Source organism: Enterobacter sp. NFIX59 (assembly GCF_900113755.1).
Lineage (GTDB): Bacteria > Pseudomonadota > Gammaproteobacteria > Enterobacterales > Enterobacteriaceae > Enterobacter > Enterobacter pseudoroggenkampii.
In genome coordinates this window covers 1,723,332-1,744,359 of sequence record NZ_FOQN01000001.1, presented here as the reverse complement: position 1 = coordinate 1,744,359, position 21,028 = coordinate 1,723,332, and the positions used below count along the sequence as shown (strand labels likewise).

The 21,028-nt window shown below is 53.3% G+C and carries 18 protein-coding genes; 7 read left to right on the top strand and 11 right to left on the bottom strand.

Translation table 11 applies throughout. From position 1 onward, the window contains the following. Positions 1-49 precede the first annotated feature (49 nt). The 8 genes from catA to BM007_RS08450 all read right to left on the bottom strand — a co-directional run bounded on the left by catA (position 50) and on the right by BM007_RS08450 (position 10,027). The gene (catA, locus tag BM007_RS08490; protein WP_024909475.1) at positions 50-727 is read right to left on the bottom strand and encodes a type A chloramphenicol O-acetyltransferase; all 678 of its coding nucleotides are present in this window, start codon (positions 725-727) and stop codon (positions 50-52) included. A 63-nt stretch (positions 728-790) separates the two neighbouring features. Beyond that, a complete protein-coding gene (locus BM007_RS08485) occupies positions 791-2,722 on the bottom strand; it encodes a putative bifunctional diguanylate cyclase/phosphodiesterase (protein WP_032646104.1) in 1,932 nt (643 codons plus the stop codon). A gap of 17 nt (positions 2,723-2,739) precedes the next feature. Further along, positions 2,740-3,234: a putative pterin-binding protein gene (locus BM007_RS08480; RefSeq protein ID WP_024909477.1), complete on the bottom strand. Its 495-nt coding sequence runs from the start codon at positions 3,232-3,234 to the stop codon at positions 2,740-2,742. A gap of 400 nt (positions 3,235-3,634) precedes the next feature. Next, positions 3,635-4,222: a cytochrome b gene (locus tag BM007_RS08470; RefSeq protein WP_090418116.1), complete on the bottom strand. Its 588-nt coding sequence runs from the start codon at positions 4,220-4,222 to the stop codon at positions 3,635-3,637. Then, positions 4,219-5,292 (bottom strand): catalase family peroxidase, encoded by a 1,074-nt coding sequence (locus BM007_RS08465; protein ID WP_090418114.1) that lies wholly within the window; start codon positions 5,290-5,292, stop codon positions 4,219-4,221. The genes BM007_RS08470 and BM007_RS08465 overlap by 4 nt, the downstream gene beginning before the upstream one ends. 489 nt (positions 5,293-5,781) lie before the next feature. Further along, positions 5,782-7,326, bottom strand: coding sequence for a DHA2 family efflux MFS transporter permease subunit (locus BM007_RS08460; protein WP_254780643.1), 1,545 nt, complete (start codon positions 7,324-7,326; stop codon positions 5,782-5,784). A 13-nt stretch (positions 7,327-7,339) separates the two neighbouring features. Further along, complete coding sequence (locus BM007_RS08455; RefSeq protein WP_090418111.1) at positions 7,340-8,482, bottom strand: HlyD/EmrA/EmrK family protein; 1,143 nt, start codon at positions 8,480-8,482, stop codon at positions 7,340-7,342. A gap of 48 nt (positions 8,483-8,530) precedes the next feature. After that, positions 8,531-10,027 carry an efflux transporter outer membrane subunit gene (locus BM007_RS08450; protein ID WP_139210897.1) on the bottom strand — a complete coding sequence of 499 codons (1,497 nt, stop codon included), beginning with the start codon at positions 10,025-10,027 and terminating at the stop codon, positions 8,531-8,533. A 179-nt stretch (positions 10,028-10,206) separates the two neighbouring features. On the opposite strand from BM007_RS08450, the gene BM007_RS08445 reads away from it, so the two are divergent. Continuing rightward, positions 10,207-10,851, top strand: a complete 645-nt coding sequence (locus tag BM007_RS08445) for a TetR/AcrR family transcriptional regulator (protein WP_090418105.1) — start codon at positions 10,207-10,209, stop codon at positions 10,849-10,851. Positions 10,852-10,974: 123 nt separating this feature from the next. After that, entirely contained in the window at positions 10,975-11,379 is a 405-nt protein-coding gene (locus BM007_RS08440) for a helix-turn-helix domain-containing protein (RefSeq protein WP_048990412.1), read from the top strand. On the opposite strand, the gene BM007_RS08435 is transcribed toward BM007_RS08440, so the two are convergent. Then, on the bottom strand, positions 11,376-12,581 hold the full coding sequence (locus tag BM007_RS08435; protein WP_090418102.1) for an L-dopachrome tautomerase-related protein: 1,206 nt from the start codon (positions 12,579-12,581) through the stop codon (positions 11,376-11,378). The genes BM007_RS08440 and BM007_RS08435 overlap by 4 nt on opposite strands. A 109-nt stretch (positions 12,582-12,690) precedes the next feature. Here BM007_RS08435 and BM007_RS08430 point away from each other — a divergent pair, with 109 nt between their 5' ends. Beyond that, positions 12,691-13,590 (top strand): LysR family transcriptional regulator, encoded by a 900-nt coding sequence (locus tag BM007_RS08430; protein ID WP_090418099.1) that lies wholly within the window; start codon positions 12,691-12,693, stop codon positions 13,588-13,590. A 16-nt stretch (positions 13,591-13,606) separates the two neighbouring features. Beyond that, complete coding sequence (locus BM007_RS08425) at positions 13,607-14,116, top strand: hypothetical protein (protein WP_090418096.1); 510 nt, start codon at positions 13,607-13,609, stop codon at positions 14,114-14,116. 31 nt (positions 14,117-14,147) lie between these two features. Here BM007_RS08425 and BM007_RS08420 read toward each other — a convergent pair whose 3' ends face one another. Next, positions 14,148-15,932, bottom strand: a complete 1,785-nt coding sequence (locus tag BM007_RS08420; protein ID WP_063620906.1) for a diguanylate cyclase — start codon at positions 15,930-15,932, stop codon at positions 14,148-14,150. A 119-nt stretch (positions 15,933-16,051) separates the two neighbouring features. After that, positions 16,052-17,161: an AI-2E family transporter gene (locus BM007_RS08415; RefSeq protein ID WP_045909822.1), complete on the bottom strand. Its 1,110-nt coding sequence runs from the start codon at positions 17,159-17,161 to the stop codon at positions 16,052-16,054. A gap of 363 nt (positions 17,162-17,524) precedes the next feature. On the opposite strand from BM007_RS08415, the gene mmuP reads away from it, so the two are divergent. The 3 genes from mmuP to tauA all read left to right on the top strand — a co-directional run bounded on the left by mmuP (position 17,525) and on the right by tauA (position 21,019). Further along, positions 17,525-18,925 (top strand): S-methylmethionine permease, encoded by a 1,401-nt coding sequence (gene mmuP / locus BM007_RS08410; RefSeq protein ID WP_008503244.1) that lies wholly within the window; start codon positions 17,525-17,527, stop codon positions 18,923-18,925. Further along, positions 18,912-19,844 (top strand): homocysteine S-methyltransferase, encoded by a 933-nt coding sequence (gene mmuM, locus BM007_RS08405; RefSeq protein WP_090418093.1) that lies wholly within the window; start codon positions 18,912-18,914, stop codon positions 19,842-19,844. The genes mmuP and mmuM overlap by 14 nt, the downstream gene beginning before the upstream one ends. A gap of 212 nt (positions 19,845-20,056) precedes the next feature. Next, on the top strand, positions 20,057-21,019 hold the full coding sequence (gene tauA, locus BM007_RS08400) for a taurine ABC transporter substrate-binding protein (protein ID WP_001018397.1): 963 nt from the start codon (positions 20,057-20,059) through the stop codon (positions 21,017-21,019). Positions 21,020-21,028 lie beyond the last annotated feature (9 nt).

The window sequence follows — 21,028 nt, the reverse complement described above, 5'->3', positions numbered from 1 at the left end:
GCTTCTCACTCACTCCCGACAGAAGGAAAACATCAACACTTCTTAGGCATCATGCGCCAGGTTCCTCTGACAGCCCCGACAAACCATCACACATCTCCTGTAACTCATTAAACATCCTTGCCACATGGAAGCCATCGCACACCGAATGATGGACCTGCACCGCGAGCGGCAACAGCACTTTTCCATCCTGCTCGTAGTATTTTCCAAACGTGAACATAGGCGAAAAGAAGTTCTTCATGTGCGCAATGTTCATATTAAAGTTCGTAAACGTTACCCACGGAATCGACGACACGAAAAAGACATTTTCCCGTGACTCTTCCTTGGGCCAGTAAGAAAGGTTATTTCCATAGCGGGCCGTATCTTCTGCATACGTGTTCTGGAAGTGATGAATATTGCCGTCATAGTGGCTCCACAATGACGAAAACGTCTCCGTTTCGGGATGGAAAATCGTATAGCTTGGATGAATTTCATTCCAGACGACGAGCTCATTGTCCTTCATGGCCATGCGGAACTCAGGATGCCGGTTCATGATGTTAGACAGGAGAAAAATGATAGTGGGGTAAAACTTCCAGCCCACCGCTTTGATATGTTTTCGCAGCGCGGTAATGTCGATCAGAACGGTTTGGTTAATTGTGCATTCAGCAAATGACTGGAAGACTTCAAAATGCTCCTTCCTTGGCCAACGAGATAAATCAACAGGCGTATAGGCCGGGGCTGTTTTTTTCATTGTTTAACCTTTGATTATCAATCGTCTACATGATTTTGGGCCAGAAACAACCGCACAACCATTTCAACCGTATCTAATCTTCCTGTCAATCTCAGCCTGTGGTTTTCCGAACAGGTATCCCTGCACGAGATCGCAGCCAAGCGCCTGAAGACGTTCAAGCTGCGCTTCGGTTTCAACACCTTCAGCAATGACCCGCATATTGAGGCTCTTCGCCATGCCGGTAATCAACTTAACGATATTTAGGGCATCATCCTGCGTGGATATCGGGTTCACAAAGGATTTGTCGATTTTAATTTTATCAAAATTCAGTTCACTCAGTCGTGAAAGCGAGGAATATCCCGTTCCGAAATCATCGATGGAAATTTTTACGCCCAGTGCCCGGAGCTTTTTGAGAATAGTGATCGGCATGTTGCTGTCACTGAAGAGCGAAGACTCTGTTACCTCTAACTCAAGTCGGTTGGCCGGTAGCCCCGTCTCTTTCAGAATGGACTGTACCATCGTGGTAAACGATTTAGTGCCTAGCTGAACGGGTGAGACATTCACCGAGATCCTGGCCGGCACCGCCCAGGACACCGCTTCCCGGCAGGCCATCTCAAGCACCGACTTGCCGATCTCATTGATCATCCCCGTTTTTTCAGCGACGGAAATAAAATAATCTGGCGCGAGTATCCCTTTCACCGGGTGTATCCAGCGAATAAGCGCTTCATAGCCGTAAATTTCATTGCTGAATGCATCGACAATAGGCTGGTAATACACAACGAATTCATTGTGATCGATCGCCAGAGCCATATCATGTTCAAGGGTCCTGCTTTCCTGCAGTCTTTGCAGCATCCACTGCCGGAAGACTTTGATCTGCTGCGAACCTTCTTTTTTCGCTTCGTAGAGGGCCAGGTCGGCAAATTTGTAAAGATAATCAGAGCGTCGTTCATTATCTGATAAAACGATGCCCACGCAGGTGGCAATTTTTATCAGCTGATTATTAATCGTATAGGGCTGGCTGATATGATCGCTGATTTCTTTGGCGCGCGAAACGGCGGCGGTTTCCGTGAGTCCGCTGGAGAGAAGGGCGAATTCATCGCCGCCCAAACGGTAAAACGTATCCGTTGCGCTGCTCATCGAGGTCAGCCGTCGGGATACCTGATTCAACAGCAAATCTCCCGTATCATGGCCATAGGTATCGTTGACCTCTTTGAAGCGGTCTAAATCAAATAACATCACCGTGACGGGGACGTGGTTTTTATCTGCCTGAAGATTAATTTTGTTGAGATCGTCCCAGAAAAAAAGGCGGTTTTTCATGCCGGTGAGGGAGTCATGATAAACATCATATTCCAGCTTCGAGTTCTGAATTTGCAGTTTTTCTTTTGATATTTGAAGTTCGTCAGCCAGACTTTTAACCTGCATGTGTGCTTTCAGAATGTTTTTATTCTGGTAGATCATTAAGAAGCCAAGAATAAAGCTTAAAATCACCAGAAGCAAAGAAAGTGCGGAATAAATATAATACAGGATTTGTATTTTGTTGTTGGATTCATTAACCGTGTTAATATCTTTTGTTAATGCTGTTGCAGACAGCTGGCTGAGCGGTGCGTCGAGCTCATGCATATTTGTCAGGTATGCCTGTAACTCCGGGTGGCTCATTTTTTCAAGATGACTATCCAGATAGGCCAGTATTTTTTCTAAGCGTAAAGCGAGCTCCTGATGCGTTTTATCGCTGTCAATGTAACGACCTAAATCGCCCCCTTTCATTAAATCGCCCTGACTGAGCATAATTTCGAGGCGCATACGGACCTGGTCTATCGTAACGTCGTCAGTATCGGTTGCGTATAGACCAAGCCATGATTCAAAACGGTAATACTCTGATACCAGTTGTGCCACGGACCAGGACTCAGTGTATTGAGTCAGTTTTTGCAATTCCTGCTGTCGATCATAAACAAGGTATGCAATATATCCTGTCGTGATAAAAAGAGAAAAAATGATACCAACCAGTATCCTGTTCATTATGTTCTCCTGAACGACTACTCAATCTTCATTTTGCTTACCTGCCATGCTGATCGTGAGTAATAAATCTGATTATTCAACTCAGGAAGACTGTCATAGGGGTATACAATGAACGATGGGCCTTTATCGCGGATGCGCATATATTCGCCATTGACCTTTAAGGCAAGGATGGCGTTGTATTTTTTAAAATCGCTGAGAGGGATGACTGTTGAGTAATCATTGAGCGCAATAACATTAACGTTCGTACCTTTTGCACCCACATAATCCATGAGCTTGCTCATGGGGACACCCTCAAACTTCGTACGACCGTTATACCAGGGGGAAGTCGTCTCGAAACTCACTACTCCGAGTTTTTCAAGGCTGGCGAGATCAAACACTGCTTTTCCATTTTCATTGGTATTTTCTATATTACCGTAAATCGTTAAAATGGGTTTACCAACTGGTTTTGGCAGGTCGCCAGCCCAGGTTACACTTTGTACCAGACAGCATAACAGCAGTAGGGTTAATCGCATTTTGACCTCCACCTTTTTAACAGAAGTATAAGAATTATAATTTAGATATCACGCGAGTTGATATATTTTGTTGGGGAGTAGGGGGTTTTATCGTTTTTATTGTTGTAAACTCATTTTAATCAATGAGTTAGGTGTTGCGAGTGTCAGGGTGTTTGATACTAGAGCGACGCTTAACTTTTTGATAAAAGCTAAAATTGCGGGCATAAATGCTCTTCTGTTTAAAAAATAACCGCTTTAATTGAGAGATATTATCTTCCACGATAATTGCGGGGTGTCCGTGGCTTTTTGGCGCGCGGATCTGGCGACGAAATACGCGCCCCGGTTGTGTGCGCTGTTTCAGGATGATGATGGTAAGCGAGGACACGAACATTCTGGTTGTGCGTGTCCCCTACCGCTTGCCTTACTTCACGTCATCCCGGATGGCTGACGCCGACTTACCCCCTTTCGCCATGCTGGCAAACACTGTGTCCCGGTAGATCCACGCATGAACGAGTGCGGCGGAGAGATGGACCAGCACCACGGCAAAAAGCAACTTTGCCAGAAGGCTATGGGCGTCGTGGCACCAGGCATAGAGTGCTGGACTGGCCGGGACAATCGCCGGCAGGTTGACGCCATCAAACATGACAATTGGCAGGCCCGCAGCCGACAGCTGTGCCCAGCCCAGCAGCGGCATTGCCAGCATTAACCCATACAGCATCCAGTGTGATGCCTTTGCGGCAAGCACCTGCCAGGCGGGCAAATCGGCAGGAAGTGGGGGCGTGCGGCTCAGGAGCCGGTTGACCAGACGAACCAGTGCCAGCAGTAAAATGGCGATCCCCAGCGGCCGGTGGAGGTCGATTAGCCAAATCCGGTGATGTAACGACGTCATCATCGCGGCACCGATGAAAAGCATGGTCAGGATCATCACCGCCATCAGCCAGTGCAGGCTTCGCGCCAGGGTATTGAAATGCTGCGGCGCGTGCGCTCGCATATCTTTATTTGAGCTCATTTTACCTCCTGCTTTTGCACGGCTTCGGTGGCTTTGCCGTAGCCGATTTCCCGCTCACGGCGGCTGAAAGAGTGGGAGTAGGCCGCGGAGCGGGCGTTTAAGATGGGATCATCAGACACCGCAACGCCTGCGGGAACGACAGAAGGATCAAAGTTAACGTCGCGGCACGCGCCTGTGGATTGTGCTTCGACCCGCGTCACTTCCAGCGTGCCGGCTACCACCTTTTTGCGATCGTCCGGCCATGGCTGGGAAGGATCATCCACCGGATCGCTAGGCTGTGCGAGCTGCAAAACGTAATCCCAGTAGAGTGGCTTCTGCGCCAGGCGCTGACGCAGGTTTTCGAACAGGAAGTTGTCATCGGCTTTCTGTCGTTGCTCATCGCTTATCGACAGGAAAGGCTCGTGCGGATGCATCATCCAGCGAACGGCCTGGCGATCCCCCCGCGCGTTCACAAGGTAAAAGGCGTTAATGCTGTAAAACGTCGCGCCTGCGAAGCTGCCGGGCGCGGGTTTTTGTGCCGCCCATTTAAGGTATTTCTCCGCCTCCGGGTACGCTTTTAAAAAGTCTGCCAGACGCTGCGGATCCGGTTTTCCGGTGGCCGCATCAACGGCCGTGGCTTTTCGCAAGGCCAGAAAACCTTCCGGGCTGTGCGTGGCGAAGAAAGGCTCGTTGTTCATCGCCATTCGCCATTGTTGCTTGTCATCTGTCTTCAGCAGCAGCGCCATGCTCAGGGTTTTGGTCGTACTATCCGGGGCATGCGGATCGCCAGTACCAATAGAGAATCGACCCACCACGGGCACTTCCTGCTGCGAGAAGAGGCGGGAGGCAGAAAGAGAAACCGCCGAGCCGTTTGGCGTAAAGGTGCCGGCAAAGCAGATGCCTTTTCCATGCGCGCGGCGAAAACCCGGCGGGAAGGGTTTCGGTGTTTCCCCTACCAGTGCCTGGCTGACCGTGCGTGAACCAAGCCAGCCCGCCGTCCATGCAAAAGCAGATGCTAATGTACCGGCGACAACGGCGATTGCAGCCAGCGCGCCCCAGGTTTTTTTGGACCTCAAATCCAGTTTCGACATAGACGTTTTTCCAGAACAAAATATCTTCATCTGTTATGCGCAACGTATTGCGCGTGACAGGTGTTAATACAGTGGCGAATATGGCTCGAGTATAGGAACTAAGGGGAGTAAAGAAAGAATATCACGAAAAGTTTAAACCTTTCCGCTGTCAAAAAGGCCGGGTTACTCATCGTGTCGGAAGTTGTGACCGAGTCGGTGACCCAGCGAGAAAGAGTGGCGAAACAGGTAGGCGATGGCAGAAAATGTAAATAATGAACAGAAGGGAGTATGCGATATTATCGCTGAGATCGTCAGTTAGCGGTTTCAATCTGTGTCTGAATAATTGCCTGATTTAGGACGCTTCTTCCACTGGGAAGCGTCCACTTTTTTATATATTGAAAAATATATTTCTGATATTAAGCAACGCTTTTCCTGTACAGAAAGTCCTGGTATTTCTTCCATTAAATGTTCTCTTTTATTTGACGCTCACATCCCTGTGCTGAATAACGATTAATGTCCTACAGAAGCGGCATCGACCACGCGCGAAGGTTTCGGTGCTAAAGCAATCGCAAAAGCAGCGATAAAGAATATGATGCCTATCGACATCATCAGATTATTGGTAGAAAGCATCATGCTTTGGCTGTTAACCATCTTGTCAAAAAGCTCCCTAACAAACTGCCCACCTTGCTGAGGCGCCGAGTTGATGTACTGTGAAAGATCGCCTGTCGGGTCAACGACGGACGCCAGTCTGTCATGCGCAATATAGCGCTGGTCCTGCCAGGACGTTGTCACGAGCGATGTGGCAAACGCGCCTGATAACGTTCGAACAAAGTTCATTAACCCGGCCGCCGAGGGCATTTCCGCTTCATCTACAGAGCCCATTGCAAGCCCCGTAATCGGGACATAGTACAACGGCATGCCAACGCCCATGAATAACAAAGGGACACAGATGGACCAGTAATCCATGTCGGTCGTCGCATAGGAGCGCCAGAAGGTATCGAGACCGAGCCAGGCACAGCCAAAGAAGATAAGAATACTCGGATCGATTCTGTTGGAAAGGTTAGCGGCAACCGGAGAGAAAACCACCTGCAGAAGGCCGCCCCAGGCAACCACAATCCCTGCCCATGTTGTTGTATACCCTAAGTTATATTGTAGCCACAACGGCGTGAGAACATTCAGACCAAAAAAACATCCAAACGCGAGTGCGAGCACAAACATGCTGGCCGAAAAACCACGATGGCGAAAAACGCTGATATCGACAATCGGATGGTCAGCGGTCAGCTCCCAGATGCAGAAACTTAAAAAGCCGATACAGGCCACAATCGCCAGAACCCAAATTTCTTCTGAGGCAAACCAGTCAAGGTCTTTCCCTTCATCCAGCATGATCTGCAGTGCGCCAACCCAGATAACCAGTAAAATAAATCCAACGATATCAATAGCGTTATTAACCAGCTCATCTTCGAAGATTTTTAATACTGACCACGCGATGACTGAAAAAGCGATGGCCATCGGAACGTTGATAATAAACACCCACGACCAGCTGTAATGATCGCAAATCCAGCCACCGAGAACCGGGCCTATAACGGGCGCCAGCAATGTCGTCATTGCCCATAATCCCGTCGCCTGCATGGATTTTTCTTTCGGGAAAATACGCAGGAGCAACGTTTGTGATAAGGCCATCAGAGGGCCTCCCGCCATCCCCTGAAAAACCCTCATCATCAGCAGCATTCCCAGAGAAGTGGAAAGGCCGCAAAGCAAAGAAAAAATGCCAAACATGAACACGGAAATGCAGAAAACGCGCACGCCGCCGAACCGGGTGGTTAACCATCCTGATAGCGGCACCGTTATGGCTTCAGCCACGGCATAGGCCGTGATGATCCAGGTTCCCTGGCTGGTTCCTGCGCCCAGGGCGCCAGCCATGTTGGGCTGAGTGACGTTTGCAATGGTCATATTGAGTACGGCTAAAAAGTTTGCCATTGCAAGAACCAGGGCACCCACCCATAACATACCGCCCTTCAGCGAAGGCGGCTGGTTATCGATAACGAATGTAGACATGGCCTGGTTTCCGTTATTCACTTTTTAAATTAACTGTCGCTTTCATGGACAGCCCAACCCGCAACGGATGTGCTGCAAGCTCATCAGCATTGAGTTTGATGCGCACGGGCAAACGCTGAACAACCTTAATCCAGTTACCCGTTGCGTTCTGCGCAGGAATAACTGAAAACGCTGCGCCGGTACCGCCATCAAAGCCTTCTACCGTTCCATGGAAAGGAACGTTGTCGCCATACAGATCGCTCACCAGCTCCACTTTCTGCCCCACTTTCACATGCTGGAGCTGAACTTCCTTGAAGTTGGCATTGACGTGAATTTGCTGTACCGGCACCACGGACAATAACGGCGTGGAAGGCTGGACACGTTGCCCAAGCTCGACCTGGCGACGAGCAACCACGCCATCAACTGGCGAACGGATCACGGTTCTTTCCAGATCCAGTCTGGCCTGATCGCGCTTTGCTCTGGCGAGAGCGACTTCTGGGTTGGTCTCGGTATTTGCATCCTCAATCATTACGGCATTCGCCTGTCTTGCACCCACTGCCGCCTGTCTTGCTGCATCGGCTTGCGCCACAGCGGCTTTAGCGGCATTCAGGTTTGCCAGAGCGGAAGCATAAACGTTTTGAATACGCGTCAGTTCGTCGCCTGAAATCGCACCTGTCTGCATGAGCGCCTCGCGTCGCTTGAGGTCAACCGTCGCGCGCTGGAAGTCAGCGTTTGCGGCATCAACCTGGGCCAGCAGACGTTTTTGCTCTTTTTCATTTGCCACAACTTCAGCGCCGAGTTTTGTGTCGGTGGCCTTATATCCATTTACCCGCCGAATGGACAGGTTCAGGTTTGCTTCCGCCTGATTAAGGGCTAACTCTGCATCAGTAGGATCCAGCTGGATCAGAACATCGCCTTTTTTTACCACCTGAGAATCCGTGACGAGGATGGCACTTACCGTACCGGTAATCGCGGAAGAGAGCTGAGCGGACTCGACATCGGTATAGGCGTTATCGGTCTCAACATAGCGAGAACCCACTAATTCCCAATATGCGAACGAGCCTGAGCCAGCCAGCGCGATGCTTAATGCAAGATAAGAGAATAAACGTTTTCTTTTTTTCTTTTTGATATCGGATGATTGAATATTTTGATTTTCAATAGCTGCAGAATGACTCATTTTATTTCCTTTCTTTCCACTATTTAGTAATTAACCTGGTGTTAAAAATCACTGTTTGCTCGAGGTATATCCGCCGCCCAATGCACGCGCTAATTCGACGTCAATCGTAAAGGCACGGGAATTTACATCGGCTAATTTTCTGCGGGCCGCAACCAGCTCATCTTCCGAAGATAAAACGTCGAGATAATCAGCGACCTTTCCTTCATACCTTTGTCTGGTGAGCGAATACGCTTTTTCTGCCGACGTGACTGCACCCTGAGAATAAAGCATCTCGTCTTTCAGAGAGGCTCTGCTGGTGAGCGCATCGCTCACTTCACGAAGTGCATTCGTTAACGTGGCGTTATAAACGTTCACCGCAATATCATATTCACCGCTGGCGTATTTCAAATCACCCTGTAGCTTTTGCGTATTAAATATTGGCAACGATATGGCCGGACCAAAACTGCCAATTGCTGAGCCACTCCGGGTAAGGTTGTTAATACCCAGTGACTGGAACCCGGCAAAGGCAACCAGATTAACGCTGGGGTAAAAACCGGCTTTTTTCTGTTTGATTTGCTCTGCTGCAGCCTCTGCGCGTAAACGTGCCGCGACAATATCAGGACGTCGACCAATCAGATCCAGCGCAATATTGGGAGGAAGTTCCTCATGCGCTAAAAGCGATGCCTTAGGCGCGGTTATGGCCAGCGATCTGTCGGGCCCATCATCGATCAGTGCAGCGAGGGCATGTTTTTTGATCGCAATCGCTTCCTCTATTGCCACCAGATTTGCTTTTGCGTTGAGTTGACGCGTCTCAACCTGTTGAAGGCTGGATAAATCTTCAAGCCCCGCATCATGTCGTTGCTGGAACAACGCGAGCGTACTGGTTCGTATAGTGAGGGTGTCGTTAAGCGTTTCGCGTACGGTGTATAAATGCGCCAGCTCCGCGTAAACGGTAACAACAGACGAAGACAGCACCAGTCTTGTTTGCGCTTTTTCCGCGACAGCCGCCATTTCACCTGACGTTGCAGCCGCGAGCGCGGCGCGGTTTTTACCCCAAAAATCTATTTCCCAGCTCATATCCAGCGTGGTACGGCCATAGCTGTTCCAGTTTTGAGGCGTTGCGCTTTCAGGCGTCACATAGTTGTAACTCATTTTGTCCCGCATAAAGCTGGCGTTTGCGGTGACCTCAGGGAAAAGCGAACCGCTCGCACTTTGCGTCATCGCCTGCGCTTGTTTCACGCGAGCTTCGGCGATATTAAGCGTAGGGGAATTTTTAAGCGCGTCATCAATCAGCCCGTTGAGCTGCTCGTCACCGTATTTCTTCCACCAGTCATCTTTCGGCCACTGGCCGTTCTGATGTGGGAAACTTTGATCGCTTTTAAGTTGTGTGACCGTCTTCATAGGCGGTGGGGTGCCAAGGTCGGGGATCATGGCGCATCCGCTCATACTGATGGCGGAAATGACAACACAGCCCATCACTATTCTGGACCGGGTTAAACCGGAAATACGACACCCCAGTAGTGTCTCCTGAAAACCTTTCATCAGTACGCTCGTCATGCTGTTCATAGAGAAGTCCAAATACAGTACCGTACAGTACGGTACACTTTATATCTTGACTTCTGAGCGTCGTCAAATGAAAATGTACTCGTCAGTACGATTACGAACCCTACTACCAGACGTGATTCCGAAATCAGAGAACAAAAAGTGTTGGCCCCGGTCAGACACCTAAACTAACGAGGAAACATATGGATAAAAGAGCGCTTAAACGGCAACAGATTCTGGAAGTCGCATCCGGACTGTTTCGACAAAAGGGATTTGATGCCACGTCTATCTCAGAGATTAACGCGATTGTGGGTGGCTCAAAATCGACAATTTACAGTCACTTTTCTTCGAAAGAAGAGCTATTTGTAGAATGCATGTCTTCAGAAACTGAACAGTATATAAAGAGCATGACTATTGAAACTGCAGGGCAGGTGCGCCTTTTCAGAAAATCACCACAACTTGTCATCGAGCAATTTGCCGTTGCCTTTTTACGCTATATTTGTTCACCGGATATTGTGGATTTGCAAAGATTAATGATTTCCGAAGCCGGAAGGTCGGGAATCGGAGAGTTATATTATGAGCGAATGCAAAAACTGCGTTCAAACGTATCGGCGCTTTTCACCGATTTAATGAATCAAAATATCTTAAGAAAAGATGACCCTGTGCTGGCCGCTGAGTATTTTCGCTCTCTTCTCCAGGCCGGTATCCTTGAACCCTTGCTTTTAAAAGCGCGAAAGGATCAGCCGGACGAAAGTGAAATAATCATGAAAGCGCAGGCCTCCGTTAATGCGTTTATGAAACTGTATGGTCCTGAACAAAATGAGAATGTTGCAAAGACATCTCACTAAAATACAGTAAGCATTCTCTCACCCTATTATTAGGGTGATTTTTCTTTTAGGAAATATTATTTTCAATTGTCATTGGATGACGTTGCCAGCGGCCTTCTTGTAAATAAAATTTCGTGGATACTTATGTGTATAAAGTTTACTCTCTTAAAAGATCGTGAAGCTGTAATTAAGTCCCTGACTCACTGGATTGACTCGAATTTATATAGACCTATTACCGTTCTGGATGTGGCGCGAAAATCCGGTTATTCATTGGCTTATATTCAACGAAACTTTCGCCAGGAGTGTGGCATAAGTATCGGTCTCTATATTCGAAGCCGGAAACTTGAAAAAGCCGCGCATATGCTCAGACATACGCAGCTCTCTGTTTCAGATATATTTACAATGTTAGGCTACGAAGAGCCGTCAACGTTCAGCAGAGCGTTCTCGAATCAATATGGGCTCTCCCCAACCAAATACCGTGAGATGGCTAAAAAAAGTCATGACATGAATGGCTTGTCGATATTGATTACTGAGGTGACGCGCGACTAATCCTTTGAAGCATCGCGACGCAAGCGCCACAAATCATAGCGTTCTTCTCCCGGTTTAACGGCTCCCGCGAAGTGGTCATTGAGGCGACTTGAGGTAAATACCATCTCCCCGTTCGGACGGATTGCCGGCGTGTCTGGCCAGCGCACCTCTTCGCTTGCCGCAATTAGCGACATGGAATGGGTTTCAGGATCGTATCTGACGATACCATTGCGTGTGACATCGGTAATGTAGAGGTTGCCTTTTACATCTGTCACCATTCCGTCGGTGTTGCCCCCCACGCGACCCAGATCGCGGATCTGCCCGGCGATTTGCGCATTGGTTGACGCAGGTTGCCTCAGTATGGCAGTTGGTACCGCATAGGCGCGCGTGCCGGTTGTCACCGTCCAGTACAGCGTGCCCGCATCGGGTGAAAGCGCAATGCCATTGATACCAATCAGTAATGGTTTACCAGGCCAGACTTCAACCCCGTGCGAGACGACGTTAACGCCTGGCTCAATCTGCAGCGCAGGGTGACGATCGAGCACGCGCCGGGCCGTACCGGTAGCGAAATCAACGATAATTAGTCCCACCTGGTTTTCAGGCGCACTCCGCGAGCCGCTGTCGGAGATATAGGCGACACGGCGGTTCTCATCGACCACCACATCATTCAGAAAGCTGGCCTTGCGGTCCGCTACGCCGTCCAGGGCGATGCGTTTGATGGTGCGGCCAGAGTGGAGATCCAGTACGACCAGTTTCTGCGCCCCCGCGGGGGACTCTGTTTCGCCTGCAACAAACCCCATGTCCAGCGCCCATAGCCAGCCGTTTTTACGGTCAATATAAAAACCGAGCACGTTGCGCAGGCTCTGAGCGGGATCGGTGTTCACCGCATTCCCCTCGCGGGAGGGAAATGCCGTCAGGCGGGCAGGGCCAGACTGCGCCGTCGTATCCAGAATGCTTAACGTGGCGGGTGCTGCGGCGGAAACCAGCCGGGGCGTGCTGACAAAGGCCCGGTCCATTGCATCAAAGTGGATACCTGCAATAGGGGCATTGACCGAACCGGAAAACGCCGCAGGCATCTTTCCGTCTTGAGCGGTATCCCAGCTCACGCCGGCGTAGCTTCGCCAGCGCTCCAGAGACGGGTGGTTCGCCGCGTTGACAACACTTGGGAAAGAGAACAACGCCGCCATTGCGATGGCGGACAGAATATGGGGACGGTTGAACATTGACAGGCTCCAGTGGAACGTTCAAGTGATGAATGCTGGCCACTTTACTCATCGCCCAACGGGAGATAAATTAGCCAAATTGAAAAACATTTGTTCCTGAGAGAGCAAAATGAGCCGGAAATTTGATTACCTCGGCGACGTTGAAGTCTTCATTGCTGTGGTTGAGCACGGCTCATTTACTGCCGCAGCGGTTGCCCTTTCAACCACCCCTTCGGTACTGAGCCGCGCGGTCACCCGTCTGGAAGCGCGTCTTGGACGGCAGCTATTACAGCGAACGACCCGCCGGGTGGGGCTGACTGAAGCCGGACGCGTCTATCTTGAGCAGGCGCGCTCAGCGTTTTCTCTGCTCGATGACGCCGAACGCGTTGGCCGGGGTCAGGAGGGCGATCTGACCGGTCGCGTGAGAATGAGTGTCCCAACCACCTATGCCCACTACCGCCTGCCGCCGCTGCTGGCGCACTATAATCAACGTTACCCGCGCGTACAGGTGGAGCTGAACATTACCAATCGCAACGTTGACCTGATCGCTGAGGGGTTCGATCTGGCGATCCGTCTGGGTCAGTTGCCTGACAGTGGACTTGTGGCGCGTAAGCTGGAAGACGCGGCATTGCTTCTGGTCGCCTCTCCGGACTACCTGCATCGGAGAGGAAAGCCTCAGACGCTGGAAGAGCTGCAACGCCATCAGTGCCTGCCGTTTATCATGCCGCGCACCGGGCGCATCGCCCCCTGGGTATTTCATGATGAAGGGCGCGATATTGACTGGTTGCCGGGTTCAACCATCGAAATATCAGACGATGTACTCGGCGTGGTTTCGCTGGCGGAGCAGGGGATGGGGATCTGCCAGAGCTATGAATTTATCGTTCGCGACAGAATACAGGGCGGCCAGTTAGTTGAGGTGCTGCCGCACCTTCGGGGACGATCGCGACCTTTCTCCGTGCTGTTTGCCCCGCACCGGCGTCAGTCAGCAGCCACCCGAGCAATGATTGACCTTCTGACCCGACAAGAATGACAAGGACGAGTCCACCATGAAAAAAGCGCGTTTTTCCTTTTGGGTCCCACTCATCGTGAGCGGGATAGCACTGATATCGGGTTTTGTGGTCTGGTCAGTCAACATTTACCGCGTGACATACCTTTCGATCCGCGGGGAGCAGTACCTTGCCTGTGGGGCGTTGCTGCTGGCGCTGGTGCCGATGGTCTATTTCATCAGAAAGGGGAGACTGAAAGGTAAGCGCCTTGCTGGCGCGGTAAAAATCTACCTCGGCTTCTTTATTTGCAGCCTGCCGGTTGCCATGTTCGTGGTCTTTACAACGGCCTGGCTGCTGGAGGGGGACTATTCGAGCTGGAGCAAACCTTACCGGTATGAGTCCAGTACCCGCCACAGCTGCTCGGGTGCGGAAGTCTACGAGCCGGAATTAAAAAAAGAGATCCGCATCTGTAACCCGCAGGGTAACGTTTATTCCGATACCACCCTGTATGTGGAAAAGCGGAGCAATGCCCTGGGGATTGTGGTGCTTTGGGCTATCACCCGCGCCTGAACCGGGGAAAGTCAGGGCGCGAGAATTAGCGTCAGCCCGCCTCCAGCATCCCAAAACTCACAATCCGCGCGCGGCCCAGCTCTTTCGCCCGGTACAAGGCCACATCCGCAGCGCGCAGCAGGTTGTCGGTCTGGGCATGCTGCGGGTAGCTGGCAATCCCAATCGACACGTCCACCGGCCCAATCTCGGTCAGCCCGTAGCGAAGCGACAGCTCATGCACGCCGGTGTAAATCTTCTGCGCGCAGGCGTACGCTTCTGCCTCATCGGCACCGGAAAGCAGCACCAGAAACTCCTCGCCGCCGTAGCGGAATGCCAGCCCGTTGTCATGCGCGGCCCGCTGAACAATTGACGCCACGCTTTTGATCACCAGATCGCCCGCTTCATGGCCGAACCGATCGTTAATGCTCTTGAAGTGATCGATATCAATCATCATGCAGCTTAACGGCACGCCCGTGCGTATCGCCTGTGCCGTTTGGGTTTGCAGGGTATCTTCCAGATGATGACGGTTACGCAGGCCGGTGAGCGGATCAAACAACGCTTTTTCCAGCAACGCGTCGCGCAGACGCTGGTTGGCCAGCGCCAGCCCGAGCGCCTCGGCCATCAGCTCCAGATACGCGCGGGAAGGGGCATTATCCGCCGTGATATTCTGGAAGGAGAGCAGGCCAATGGCCTCGCCCTGAGCGATAAGCGGCACGCAAAGCGCACTTTCCGCCTGGGACGCCGGAAGATGGTAGCAGGCAATATCCGGCTCGCCGTTTACCGGCGGGTGACTCTGCCCGCGTCGCACGGCCCAGCACTCGTCCGGGTGGAACGTCGTCTCTTCACCAACCGGCGAAAGCCATTGCGCGACGCAGCGCATCTGCCACGGCTCGCGGTCAAGGACGTAGAGTCGGCCCGCGATCCCCGGCGCGATATTGGGGGCAAACAGCTCCGCCACGTTAATCACATCGTTAAAGTTCTCACAGCCCTGCAGCCGCTGGGTCATGCGCGCCAGCAGCTCGCGGATGGCCCAGTCGGCATCACGCTCTTTTTCCAGACGCTGCCGCGCAAGGCCGTTTTCACGGAAGATGCTGATGGCCTGGGCCATATCGCCTATCTCATCGATCTGGTTGAAATTGGGCGTTTCAACCGCGTAATCCTGGGATGCCAGGCGGTGCACCACGTCGCTCAGGCGCACCACGGGACGCAGCACGCGGCGCTTTAATATAAAGCCGAGTACAAACAGGAACAGCAGGGCGGTCAGGCCGACCGTCAGCTCAGAGGCGGTACGCAGCGCTTTCGATTTTTTTGTCGCATCTTTTACGGAGCCGATAACGCGCTTGTCGAGTATCTGGCGAAAGTGATCGATCTGATTCTGCGCGCGATCCAGCTCCTGCTCATAGGGCTGACCATAGAGCAAGGCAACGGCCTGGGCGTCTTCACCGCGTTCCAGGCTGGCGAGGGCGGTTTGCTGCTCGTCCTGCAGCTCATCGACGATCTTTATTCCTTCATGCAGCAGGGCCAGTTCTTCATCCGATGCGCCGTTATCCTGCAGCTTTTCCAGCCGAAGCTCGATGCGCTTCAGGCTGTTTTCTGCCTGGTTATATTCCTTGAGCACCTGAGGATCTTTTTTTATGACGTACAGCCGCGCTAAATCAGACTGCGCCCAGATATCGGTTTCGATATCTTCCGTCAGCTGATCAAATTTCTGCCGTTGTTCAACGGCCTGACGTTCGAGGGTATCCGCACTGGACGCCATCAGCATGATGATGCCGGAGGCGATGGTCAGGCAGACCGTGGCCCCATAGGCCCAGTTTGTTATCGTCGCGATTCGCACCAGATGATCCTTTTACGACATGAGTAGGATGGCGTTCTTCAAATTATAGAAAACGTCTGATTTAAGGCGAAAAAAAAGGCGGCACAGCGCCGCCTGGTGTGGTCTTTATCGTCACGTCCTTACAAATCTGGAGGATTTTTTCCTTCTTCGATGAAATCCGCGTCCAGCTCTTCGGCGTTGCCTTCGTGATCGCGTCCGGAGAAGAGGTTCCAGCAGGCGATAAACAGCGCGGCGATGAGCGGCCCGATCACAAAGCCGTTAATGCCGTACAGCTCCATGCCGCCGAGGGTGGAGATCAGAATCAGGTAGTCCGGCATTTTGGTGTCTTTCCCCACCAGCAGCGGGCGCAGAATATTGTCCACCAGCCCGACGATAATTACGAAAAAGCCGACAATAAACAGCCCCTGCCAGATCTGGTGCGTGGCGAACAGGAAGATAGCGGCGGGCACCCAGACAATCGCCGAGCCGATGGCGGGCACGAGGGAAAGGAACGCCATCAGTGCGCCCCAGAGCACGCTGCCGTCGATACCGGCAATGGCAAAGGCAATCCCGCCGAGGATGCCCTGAACCACGGCCACCGCCGCCGTCCCTTTTACCGTGGCGCGTGACACGCCGACGAATTTGGCGAACAGATGCTGCTTGGCAAAATCGGACAGGGGCAGGGAATCGAGGATCTGGCGTACCAGATACGGGCCGTCTTTCAGCAGGAAGAACAGCAGATACAGCATGATGCCGAAGCTAATCGCAAAGCCAAACGTCCCCTTGCCGATCAGGAACGCGCTGCCCGCCAGATACTGTCCGCCCTGCAGGGCGACGTCGGAGAGTTTTTTCTGGATCTGCGCCGCGTTGGTCAGGTTGTGATCCGCGAGGAAGCCGCTGGCCCAGTCAGGCAGGTGGTTGAAGATGCTCGCCACCACTTCCGGGAACTGGGTGTTGTTCTCCTGTAGTTTGGTGTAAACCACGTTCAGCTCAATGGCGAGCGAGGAGAGGATCACCATCAGCGGGATAAAGACGATCAGGCAGATAATACCGATGGTCAACAGCGAGGCCAGCCCGTTGCGATCCCCCAGCGCGGCGCGCAGCTTGTTTTTTACCGGGTTGAAGATGACGGTCAGAATGGCGGCCCACAGTATCGCGGAGAAGTAGGGCGACAGCACGTCGAAGAAGGCCCAGGTCACAAGGGCGAGAATGAAAATAAAGAAACCTTTAGTCAGTCCGTTAAAGCGCATCAGTCAGTCCTGGTTACTCATAAACTGTGTCGACTATAGAACTGATTGTGAGAATTACCAACCTTGCATCGGGTGGCGGCTGCGCCTTACCCGTCCTGCGGGCGGTGTTACGGTATGACTTCGCGCTTTACGGATACCACTTTCGACTGACCGAAGAGCGCCTTTTCCCGCACCATGCTGTAAGTATCTGCTTGCGGAGGTGCTTATGGCCTGGCGTCCGATTCTCTATGTGATCCTCACAACCCACCCCAGACTCAGCGCGCGGCGCGCCCGTTTGCGTCTGGTCATCTAGCTTTTTATTAACAATCGCGGTATAACACACCTTCTTTGGATGTTTAGATGTCCATACGTATAGAAGGTAATATGCAAACACAACAAGAAAATGGGCAGCTTAAGCGCACCATGAAAACACGCCACCTGATTATGCTCTCGCTGGGTGGCGTGATTGGGACAGGGTTATTCTTCAATACCGGCTACATCATTTCCACGACCGGGGCGGCGGGCACGCTGCTGGCGTACCTGATAGGCGCGCTGGTGGTCTGGCTGGTGATGCAGTGTCTGGGCGAGCTTTCCGTGGCGATGCCGGAAACCGGCGCGTTCCACGTCTATGCCGCGCGCTATCTTGGCCCGGCGACGGGCTACACCGTGGCGTGGCTCTACTGGCTCACCTGGACGGTGGCGCTCGGGTCGAGCTTTACCGCCGCCGGGTTCTGCATGCAGTACTGGTTCCCGCAGGTGCCCGTCTGGGCGTGGTGCGTGGTCTTCTGCGTGGTGATTTTTGGCCTGAACGTCATCTCAACGCGCTTCTTTGCGGAAGGCGAGTTCTGGTTCTCCCTGGTGAAAGTCATCACCATCATCGCTTTCATTATTCTTGGCGGCGCGGCGGTCTTTGGCTTTATTCCGATGCAGGACGGTTCACCCGCGCCGGGCTTGAGCAACATCACCGCCGAGGGCTGGTTCCCGCACGGCGGCCTGCCGATCCTGATGACCATGGTGGCGGTGAACTTTGCCTTCTCCGGGACCGAGCTTATCGGCATCGCCGCAGGGGAAACGGAAAATCCGCACAAGGTGATTCCGGTCGCGATCCGCACCACCATTGCGCGCCTGATTATCTTCTTTATCGGCACCGTGTTTGTGCTGGCGGCGCTGATCCCGATGCAGCAGGCCGGGGTAGAAAAAAGCCCGTTCGTGCTGGTGTTCGAAAAGGTCGGTATTCCTTACGCGGCGGATATCTTTAACTTTGTGATTTTGACGGCGATCCTCTCGGCGGCGAACTCCGGGCTGTACGCCTCAGGGCGCATGCTGTGGTCGCTCTCTAATGAGAAAACGCTCCCGCGCTGCTTTGCCCGCGTGAACAAAAACGGCGTGCCGCTGACGGCGCTCTCGGTCTCTATGCTCGGCGGCGTGCTGGCGCTGTTCTCAAGCGTCGTGGCGCCGGACACGGTGTTTGTCGCGCTCTCGGCGATTTCTGGCTTTGCGGTGGTGGCCGTCTGGATCAGCATCTGCGCGTCGCACTTCGTTTTCCGTCGTCGCCATCTGCAGTCCGGGCAACCGCTCTCTGCGCTGCAGTACCGCGCGCCGTGGTATCCGCTGGTGCCGGTGCTCGGTTTTATCCTCTGCGTGGTGGCCTGTGTCGGCCTGTGGTTTGACCCAAGCCAGCGCATTGCCCTTTATTGCGGGATTCCGTTTGTCGCCCTGTGTTATGGTGCCTACTATCTGACCCGAAATATGACATCGCAGGAGCCCGAACATGTCGCAGAATAATCCGCTTACCGCCCTCCTTGAAAAGCAGCCGTTTGTGGTGCTGGATGGCGCGATGGCGACGGAGCTGGAAGCGCGCGGCTGTAACCTGGCAGACAGCCTCTGGTCTGCCAAAGTGCTGATGGAAAACCCGGAGCTTATCCGCGAAGTGCATCTTGATTACTATCGCGCGGGCGCGCAGGTGGCGATCACCGCCAGCTATCAGGCCACGCCTGCGGGTTTTGCGGCGCGCGGCCTGGACGAGGCGCAGTCCCGGGCGCTGATCGGCAGAAGCGTGGAGCTGGCGCGTAAGGCGCGCGAAGCGTATCTGGCTGAAAATCCGCATGCGGGCACGCTGCTGGTGGCGGGCTCCGTTGGGCCGTACGGCGCGTATCTGGCGGATGGCTCAGAGTATCGCGGCGACTACGTGCGCAGTGCGGAAGCATTCGCCGACTTCCACCGCCCGCGCGTGGAAGCGCTGCTGGATGCGGGCGCTGACCTGCTGGCCTGCGAAACGCTGCCGTCCTTTGAGGAGATTAAGGCGCTGGCGGCGTTGCTGTCTGAATATCCCCGCGCCCGGGCGTGGTTCTCCTTTACCCTGCGGGACAGCGAGCACCTGAGCGACGGTACGCCTCTGCGTGACGTGGTCAGCGCGCTGGCCAACTCTCCGCACATTGTTGCGCTGGGCATTAACTGCATCGCCCTGGAAAACACCACGGCGGCGCTGAAGCATCTGCAAAGCCTGACGTCGCTGCCGCTGGTGGTTTACCCGAACTCGGGCGAGCATTATGACGCGGTAACCAAAACCTGGCACCACCACGGTGAAGCGTGCGAGACGCTGGCAGGGTATCTGCCCCAGTGGCTGGACGCCGGGGCTAAGCTAATTGGCGGCTGCTGTCGCACCACGCCGAAGGATATTGCTGAGCTGAACGCGCAGCGCTGAGTGCTTTGCCGGGTGGCGGCTACGCCTTACCCGTCCTACGGATCGCTGACCCTCTCCCACGGGGAGAGGGAAAAAAACAACTGCACAAAACCAACTATCCTTTCCCGCTTTTTATCTAAAAACGAATCGTTATGAGCGATTCATTTTTATTCCTTTATCAAAATTCTCGCGTTGTAAATACTGCCCTCATAACAACAAGGGGAGCAGGCACTATGGCAATTTCATCGCGAATCACACTTCTCGGCGCACTGGCGCTGTGGGCATTTCAGGCGCAGGCGGTGGACGTCACCGTCGCATATCAAACTTCTGCGGAACCGGCGAAAGTCGCGCAGGCGGACAACACCTTTGCCAAAGAGAGCGGCGCGAAAGTCGACTGGCGCAAGTTCGACAGCGGGGCCTCCGTCGTGCGTGCGTTAGCCTCCGGCGACGTGCAGATCGGCAATATCGGCTCCAGCCCGCTGGCGGTTGCGGCCAGCCAGCAGGTGCCGATTGAGGTGTTCCTGCTCGCCTCGCAGCTCGGTAACTCTGAAGCGCTGGTGGTGAAGAAAAACATCACCAAGCCGGAAGACCTGATCGGCAAACGCATCGCCGTGCCGTTTATCTCAACCACCCACTACAGCCTGCTGGCGGCGCTCAAACACTGGGGCATCAAGCCGGGGCAGGTACAAATTATCAACCTCCAGCCGCCGGCGATTATCGCGGCCTGGCAGCGCGGCGATATAGACGGGGCCTATGTGTGGGCACCGGCCGTGAACGAGCTGGAAAAAGACGGTACCGTGCTGACCGACTCCGAAAAGGTGGGACAGTGGGGCGCGCCAACGCTCGACGTGTGGGTCGTGCGTAAAGACTTCGCCGAGAAACATCCTGAGGTGGTGAAAGCCTTCGCGAAAAGCGCGATTGACGCCCAGCAGCCGTACATCAGTAACCCGGATGAATGGCTGAAGCAGCCCGCCAACCTGGAAAAACTCTCCCGCCTGAGCGGCGTGCCGGAAGCGGACGTGCCGGGACTGGTGAAGGGCAATACCTATCTGACCCCCGCGCAGCAGGTGCAGCAGCTGACCGGGCCGGTAAACAAAGCGATTGTTGATACCGCCACCTTCCTGAAAGAGCAGGGCAAAGTGCCCGCGGTAGCAACGGATTACAGCCAGTACGTGACCGATCGTTTTGTGAAATAAGGAGTCCGC

Coding starts and splice junctions, on each gene's coding strand:
- mmuP (WP_008503244.1), top strand. CDS start 17,525: ATGCAAACACAACAAGAAAATGGGCAGCTTAAGCGCACCATGAAAACA.
- BM007_RS08435 (WP_090418102.1), bottom strand. CDS start 12,581: ATGTTCAACCGTCCCCATATTCTGTCCGCCATCGCAATGGCGGCGTTG.
- BM007_RS08480 (WP_024909477.1), bottom strand. CDS start 3,234: ATGCGATTAACCCTACTGCTGTTATGCTGTCTGGTACAAAGTGTAACC.
- catA (WP_024909475.1), bottom strand. CDS start 727: ATGAAAAAAACAGCCCCGGCCTATACGCCTGTTGATTTATCTCGTTGG.
- BM007_RS08455 (WP_090418111.1), bottom strand. CDS start 8,482: ATGAGTCATTCTGCAGCTATTGAAAATCAAAATATTCAATCATCCGAT.
- BM007_RS08460 (WP_254780643.1), bottom strand. CDS start 7,326: ATGTCTACATTCGTTATCGATAACCAGCCGCCTTCGCTGAAGGGCGGT.
- BM007_RS08415 (WP_045909822.1), bottom strand. CDS start 17,161: ATGCGCTTTAACGGACTGACTAAAGGTTTCTTTATTTTCATTCTCGCC.
- mmuM (WP_090418093.1), top strand. CDS start 18,912: ATGTCGCAGAATAATCCGCTTACCGCCCTCCTTGAAAAGCAGCCGTTT.
- BM007_RS08450 (WP_139210897.1), bottom strand. CDS start 10,027: ATGAACAGCATGACGAGCGTACTGATGAAAGGTTTTCAGGAGACACTA.
- BM007_RS08465 (WP_090418114.1), bottom strand. CDS start 5,292: ATGTCGAAACTGGATTTGAGGTCCAAAAAAACCTGGGGCGCGCTGGCT.
- BM007_RS08445 (WP_090418105.1), top strand. CDS start 10,207: ATGGATAAAAGAGCGCTTAAACGGCAACAGATTCTGGAAGTCGCATCC.
- BM007_RS08470 (WP_090418116.1), bottom strand. CDS start 4,222: ATGAGCTCAAATAAAGATATGCGAGCGCACGCGCCGCAGCATTTCAAT.
- tauA (WP_001018397.1), top strand. CDS start 20,057: ATGGCAATTTCATCGCGAATCACACTTCTCGGCGCACTGGCGCTGTGG.
- BM007_RS08440 (WP_048990412.1), top strand. CDS start 10,975: ATGTGTATAAAGTTTACTCTCTTAAAAGATCGTGAAGCTGTAATTAAG.
- BM007_RS08430 (WP_090418099.1), top strand. CDS start 12,691: ATGAGCCGGAAATTTGATTACCTCGGCGACGTTGAAGTCTTCATTGCT.
- BM007_RS08485 (WP_032646104.1), bottom strand. CDS start 2,722: ATGAACAGGATACTGGTTGGTATCATTTTTTCTCTTTTTATCACGACA.
- BM007_RS08425 (WP_090418096.1), top strand. CDS start 13,607: ATGAAAAAAGCGCGTTTTTCCTTTTGGGTCCCACTCATCGTGAGCGGG.